Genomic DNA, 7,778 nt, shown 5'->3' with positions numbered 1-7,778 from the left:
GAAGAAAATCCAGTTCAAGTGACAGGTTTACCGACAGGCTTAAGTTATGCGAATAACCAAATCACAGGAACACCAACAGCCTCTAAAGGTGACTACAGTGTAACGATTACAGCCTATGATAAAGATGGCAACCCAACTACTGAAACCATTACAATCAAAGTGCAAGAACAAACTGACAAATACAATCCAACAGGAGAAGAATTGACAGTAGACCAAAATCACGTGCTTACAGATGCAGAAATCACTGCTAAAGTAAAAGATTTCGGTCCAGGAACACTAACAGTAGAAAGCAAGCCATCCACAGCAACAGTAGGAGATGCTGGAAACGCGGTTGTGAAAGTGACGTATCCAGACGGATCAAGTGACACAGTCAACGTACCAGTAAAAGTACGAGATGTCACAGGACCAAGCATCACAGCTAATGGTGCAACCGTAACGAAAGACGAGCCAATCACTCCAATTCCAGTTACAGTAACGGATAATACAGGAGGTCGAGGCTTACGCGAAGAAAATCCAGTTCAAGTGACAGGTTTACCGACAGGCTTAAGTTATGCGAATAACCAAATCACAGGAACACCAACAGCCTCTAAAGGTGACTACAGTGTAACGATTACAGCCTATGATAAAGATGGCAACCCAACTACTGAAACCATTACAATCAAAGTACAAGAACAAACTGACAAATACAATCCTAAGTATGACGATGGACAAGGCAAACCAGAAACTAAGGTAGAAATACCAGTAACAGAAGAGACTGGTAAACCAATTCCAGAGGGTACGAAATTCGAAAGTGCTACACCAGGCATCACCGTAGATGACAAAGGAAAAGTAACTGTGACAATTCCAGAGGATAAGAATCCAGGAGATGAAATTACAGGTAAAGTAACGGTAACGTATCCAGATGGATCGAAAGAAGAAATACCAGTAAAAGTAACAGTAACAGCAGTTTCTAAAAATGGTGGAGTTCCTGTTCCTATAGAGTTACCAGAGATGACTATTATTATCAAATGGATTGATGAAGATGGTAAGGAATTAAAACCATCAGTCAAAAAAGTTTCAGATGGAACTGAGGCTATTAATCATGGTTCTATTCCAGGTTATGTATTTGTAAGAACTGAAATTGATGAAAAAGAACTAATCATAACGCATATTTTCAGAAAAGAAAGTTCAAATACAAATATAGATTCGACACCAATTACTCCGATGACACCTAATACTAACGAAAACCGATATAACACTAGAGATGATGAAGTTAAGCCAAAAGATTCTCAAAATGTATTACCAAATACTGGGACAGAATCAAGTGCAACACTTGCAACTTTAGGAATTATTGGTGTTCTAAGTGGATTTGGACTTGTAGCTGGAAAGAAAAAAGAAGAATAAAACAGCTAAATTTTAAACTTCTTAGCAACTCTAGAAGATTGATTTTAAGAAATCGATCCTATGAATTCTTAAAATTGAGATTTTAAACAAAAAGCAAGCAAATCAGAATTCTGATTTGCTCTTTTTGCATGTTCTAAATTAGCAGATATGAAAGTAGATAGTTTTTTAGTTAGCTGAATTTAGTAGTGTAATCAATACTAAAATAAACATCTTTTGATAAGTAACTTTCAAACGGAGAGTTTTGCTGAGATTAATAGTATTATTTTTTACAACAAATAGGTTAATTCCAATGATGGATTCATCTATCAAACAACTTGCAATGAAATGTATAAAAATACAGTGTGCAGATGTCAGAAAATTGTCTACTTTCCCAAAATACTTTTTTTTTTTTTTTTTTGTAAAAATTTGATTCTAATCAGTTGAATATAAATAAAAAATAGAGTAAAATGATATGTATAAGTAATCATATTAGAATTGCAAGCTGTTCTTAGTAACAGCTAGTATTTTGTATGGATACTAAACTAAATAAATTTTTGAGGAGAAGATAATGGGAAATAAACCATCTATGAGTCGTTCTGAACGTTTACGCCGTGAAAAAGTCACGCGTTACTCAATTCGTAAATACAGTTTTGGAGCAGCTAGCGTAGCAGTTGCTGCACTTTTCATGTTTTTGGGTAATGGAGCGGTGTCTGTTCAAGCCGATGAAATCCAAGAACCAAAAACAGCTGATGTTCCAACTAAAGAAGTTGTTTTGGATAAGACTCAATTGGAAAGCTATATTGCTGAAATTGAAGGGAAAATTTCAGCGGGTAAATACGCTAATAAGACCGAGGAGAGCATCGCTCTTTTAAATTCTGAGTTAGCTTCTGCTAAGTCTGTGCTTGCTTCTGCAACTAGCCAAGATGAACTAAAAGCAGCTTATAATAAATTTGTCACTGTAGTAAACGCAAAATTGCACAATAAACCTGTAGAGAAACAAGAAAAACCAGCATTAGATACGACAAATGGTAAAGAAACTGTCGGTTTAAAAGCAGAAAATACAGAGAAAAAATCTGATTCTAACTCAATTGAAAATACAGGTTCTAATGATTTACGTAATGGGAAAGAGTTAGACGTAGATAATGCTTTCCGTACAGAAGCTGTTATGAATAACAAACCAGTTGGGAATATTCCATTTTCTAATGCAGCTACAAAAGATATTTATGTTTATAAAGGTGAAGAAACAAACATTGAATTATCAGCAACAGATGATTCTGGAAAACTTAAGGACATTCGTATAGCTGAGGGTTCAAGAGGAATTGATGCTGCTGGGGCTGCTGGCGGTAGAATAAACAATCAGTATGGACTAACGTTCTCATCTCAGAGAAATGAAACTGACGGAATTGTAGCGACCCAAGATAATCCTGCTAAGGTAACTATTACTGGGAATATATCGGTGCCAAACAACCCAACTTATACAGGTAAGTTAGTGACACGTTATCTAGTTGCTGAAGATTTAGATGGGGCAGTGTTCTCAGAACCTACCGGCAATCAGGAAAATGCGAATCCACTACCAGAAGGCTACTTTAAGTTATGGGTTCGTCAACAAACTCAAAAATATGATATTCAAGCACAAACTAATGAAGCTGGTAAGATTGCTGTTGCTGATGTAAACAATCTATCTCAAGCTGATTTTGAGAAAATTAAAAATAATATAAAAATTACTTATAATACAGCAGACGATGCAAGATTACTTGATAAAAACGGTAAATTAGTAGAAAATGCTTCGAACTACATTGACACTGTAACGAAACAAGGAGATAAGATTGTTGTTACTTATAAAGACGGCTCAAGAGATTCTGTTGCTTTAACGAGTGTTTTACGCAATAATCCTATACCTACAGTAAAAGTGCCATATTCAAACCAAGCAGAGAAACAAGTTTATGTTTATAAGGGTGAAAATACGGATTTAACATTCACAGCGAATGATGATACTACTGTAAAAGATATGTACTTGCGTGGACCTGGAGATGTTAACTGGAATAATACTGAAGCTTTTGGATTCACAACAGGTAAGATTGATAATGGTGTTGTTACTGGTAAGGGTACAATTTCTGATAATAAACAGGAAGCAACCATTACAATGACAGGTGAAACCAATCTGAATGCGGGTGAACAATGGACAAGTTATGTTGTTGCTAATGACAATGATAACTTTAGTTCAATGCCAGCAGATCGTAACTTTAATGCTTTAGATATTGATCCTGATGCAAAATCTAAACCAGGATATATTCGGTTTGTCGTTAAAGATCAAACATCTAAGTATGATATTGCAGCACCAACAGAAAAAGTTGCAGTAGCAGACCCAGATAAAGTGACTGAAGCAGACTTAGCGAAGATTAAAGAAAAACTAAAACTTGAGTATTCTAACAATAATGATGATGCTAACTTAGCTGATAAAAAAGGTAAGAATGTAGATGACAAAGATTCTAAGATTCAGTCAGTAACAAAAGATGACCAAGGAAATCTTGTTGTAACGTATAAAGATGGTTCTATAGATAAACGTAAATTATCAGAATTTGTACGTAAAAATCCTGCTCCAACAGTAGAACTTCCGTACTCAAACTTAGCTGAGAAGCAAATCTATGTCTATACTGGTGAAAATACAGACTTGACATTCAAAGCAAAAGACGATACTACAGTTAAAGATATGTACTTGCGTGGACCTGGAGATGTTAACTGGAATAATACTACAGATTTTGGATTCTCTATGGGTGTAGTAAATAATGGTGTTGTTACTGGTGGGGGTACAATTTCTGATAACAAACAGGAAGCAACCATTAAAATGACAGGTGTCACTAAACTTAAAGCGTCAGACCGTTGGACAAGTTTTGTTGTTGCTAATGACAATGATAACTTTAGTTCAATGCCAGCAGGTCGAGATTTTAACGCTTTAGATAAAGACCCTGATGCAAAATCTAAACCTGGATATATTCAGTTTATCGTTAAAGATCAAACATCTAAGTATGATATTGCAGCACCAACAGAAAAAGTTGCAGTAGCAGACCCAGATAAAGTAACTGAAGCAGACTTAGCGAAGATTCAAGAAAAACTAAAACTTGAGTACTCTAACAACAATGATGATGCGAACTTAGCTGATAAAAAAGGTAAGAATGTTGATGATAAAGATTCTAGAATCCAATCAGTAACAAAAGATGACCAAGGAAATCTTGTTGTAACATATAAAGATGGTTCTACAGATAAACGTAAATTATCAGAATTTGTATCTTTAGATAAACAGCCAGCAATTACTGCAGTTAACAAGGCAGCAGAAGAAAAAATCGCAGAAATCAACAAAACTCCAAATGCTACTGACGAAGAAAAAGCAGCAGCAATCGCCAAAGTAAATGCAGATAAAGAAAAAGCAGTAGCAGCGATTAACGATGCTAATGTAACGACAAAAGATGCTATTGATAAGGCCAAAAATGCTGGAACTACAGCAATCGCAGGGGACAATCCAGTAGTAGCTAAAAAGGCTGCTGCTAAAGCAGATGTTGAAGCAGCGCGCCAAGCGAAAGCCGATGCAATTAATGCTGATAAAAATCTAACACAAGCAGAAAAAGATGCGGCTCTTGCTAAAGTTACTAAAGCAGCAGAAGATGCAACAAAAGCAATCGATGCAGCAACAACAGATGCAGCTGTAGATACAGCAAAAGGTACTGGAATTACAGAAATTGGTAAGGTTAATCCAGTTGCAAAAGAAAATGCAAAAGAAGCTATTGGGAATGCATTAACAGCTAAGAATAAGGAAATCGATGATCGTAAAGATTTAACACAAGCAGAAAAAGATGCGGCTAAGGCTGAAGCTAAGAAATTAGCAGATGCAGAACTTACAAAAGTTAATGCTCAACCTGATAATGCAGAAACGGCTGAAGCAGCGGCAGCAGCACAAAAACTTGTTAACGATGCAGAAGATAAAGGTGTTGCAGATGTAACATCTGTATATCCAATCGCTAAAGAACAAGCGAAAAAAGCTGTAGCAGATGAATTAGCCAATAAAGAAAAAGAACTTGATGCTCGTAAAGATTTAACGACAGAAGAAAAAGAAGCGGCTAAGAAAGAAGCACAAGCCCTAGCTAAAAAAGCTACAGATGCCATCAATGCTCAACCAGCGATTGCAGATACCTCAGATAAAGCAACAGCGGCGCAAACAGCAGTAGACACAGCTAAAACTACGGGTGTTGCGGAAGTTAAAGCAGTAAATCCAGAAGCGAAAGTTAAACCAGAAGCTAAAAAAGCTATTGATGATGCTGCAACTGCTAAAAAGCAAGCAATTGATGCACGTACTGATCTATCTGATAAAGCTAAAGAAGCTCTTAAAGATGAAGTAGATGAGATGGCAACTGAAGCTAAAAAAGCTATTGATGATGAGAATGTTACAGCAAACCAGGATGTTAACGACATTAAAGAAGTAGCTAAAAAAGCAATTAAAGGTATTGGCGAAGCTAATATTCCAGCCAATAAAGTTGCTGTAAAAGATCCAAGTGCATTAACAGCTGATGAAAAAGCAAAAGTATTGGATGCAGTTAAAAAAGTAAATCCAAATGCAACATCAGTTACTCAAGATGCAGATGGTAATGTCACAGTGACAACACCAAATGGTGATGAAGTAATTATTACACCTGACCAAGTTGTGAAAAAGGATGATTTAATTACAGTACCAAAAGCAGGGAATAATGTAGTTAAACCAGCGGATAAAACATTAGTGAAAAATCCAGCTTCACTCACTCCAGAAGAGAAGGCAGCAATCGCTGCGAAAGTGAAAGAAGTAAATCCAGATGCAGTAGTAACTGTGGATGATAAAGGTAACACAACTGTTTCAACAAAAGATGGTAAGACTGAAGTTATCCCAGGGGAAGACTTAACGAAGACAGAAGCAGAAGCAGCGCAACCAAAAGCTGGAAACGATGTAGTTAAGCCAGCATCTAAGACAGTAGTAGCCAATCCAGAAGCCCTTACTCCAGAAGAGAAAAAAGCTATTGAGGATAAGGTTAAAGCCGTTAACCCAGGAGCTACGGTTGTAGTAGATGACAAAGGTAACGCAACTGTTACAACACCTTCAGGTAAGACAGCGGTTATTCCAGCAGCTGATTTGACGAAGACAGCAGAAGCAGCGGCTAAACCAAATGCAGGCGACGATGTGATTACCCCAGCTTCTAAGACAGTAGTAGCCAATCCAGAAGCCCTTACTCCAGAAGAGAAGAAAGCTATTGAGGATAAGGTTAAAGCCGTTAACCCAGGAGCTACGGTGGTAGTAGATGATAAAGGTAACGCAACTGTTACAACACCTTCAGGTAAGACAGCGGTTATTCCAGCAGCTGATTTGACGAAGACAGCAGAAGCAGCGTCTAAACCAAATGCAGGCGACGATGTGATTACCCCAGCCTCTAAGACAGTAGTAGCCAATCCAGAAGCCCTTACTCCAGAAGAGAAGAAAGCTATTGAGGATAAGGTTAAAGCCGTTAACCCAGGAGCTACGGTAGTAGTAGATGACAAAGGTAACGCAACTGTTACAACACCTTCAGGTAAGACAGCGGTTATTCCAGCAGCTGATTTGACGAAGACAGCAGAAGCAGCGTCTAAACCAAATGCAGGCGACGATGTAGTTACCCCAGCGTCTAAGACAGTAGTAGCCAATCCAGAAGCCCTTACTCCAGAAGAGAAGAAAGCTATTGAGGATAAGGTTAAAGCCATTAACCCAGGAGCTACGGTGGTAGTAGATGATAAAGGTAACGCAACTGTTACAACACCTTCAGGTAAGACAGCGGTTATTCCAGCGGCTGATTTGACGAAGACAGCAGAAGCAGCGACTAAACCAAATGCAGGCGACGATGTAGTTACCCCAGCCTCTAAGACAGTAGTAGCTAATCCAGAAGCCCTTACTCCAGAAGAGAAGAAAGCTATTGAGGATAAGGTTAAAGCCGTTAACCCAGGAGCTACAGTAGTAGTAGATGACAAAGGTAACGCAACTGTTACAACACCGTCAGGTAAGACAGCGGTTATTCCAGCGGCTGATTTGACGAAGACAGCAGAAGCAGCGTCTAAACCAAATGCAGGCGACGATGTAGTTAAGCCAGCGTCTAAGACAGTAGTAGCCAATCCAGAAGCCCTTACTCCAGAAGAGAAGAAAGCTATTGAGGATAAGGTTAAAGCCGTTAACCCAGGAGCTACGGTGGTAGTAGATGACAAAGGTAACGCAACTGTTACAACACCTTCAGGTAAGACCGCGGTTATTCCAGCAGCTGATTTGACGAAGACAGCAGAAGCAGCGTCTAAACCAAATGCAGGCGACGATGTGATTACCCCAGCGTCTAAGACAGTAGTAGCCAATCCAGAAGCGCTTACTCCAGAAGAGA

At 38.2% G+C, this 7,778-nt stretch carries 2 protein-coding genes; both read left to right on the top strand.

Annotated features, from left to right (window positions below; genetic code table 11):
* Positions 1-1,383, top strand: a 1,383-nt coding sequence (locus tag GEZ85_RS09385) for a YPDG domain-containing protein (protein WP_153214845.1), incomplete at its 5' end; no start/stop codon positions are given.
* A 547-nt stretch (positions 1,384-1,930) separates the two neighbouring features.
* Positions 1,931-7,778 (top strand): DUF1542 domain-containing protein (locus GEZ85_RS09380; protein ID WP_153214843.1); only part of this gene is annotated, 5,848 nt, incomplete at its 3' end.

The sequence above is a fragment of the Streptococcus mitis genome (genome assembly GCF_009496205.1).
GTDB lineage: Bacteria > Bacillota > Bacilli > Lactobacillales > Streptococcaceae > Streptococcus > Streptococcus mitis_BN.
Note: the sequence above shows the minus strand (reverse complement) of the source record. Positions and strands in the feature narration are given on the sequence as shown.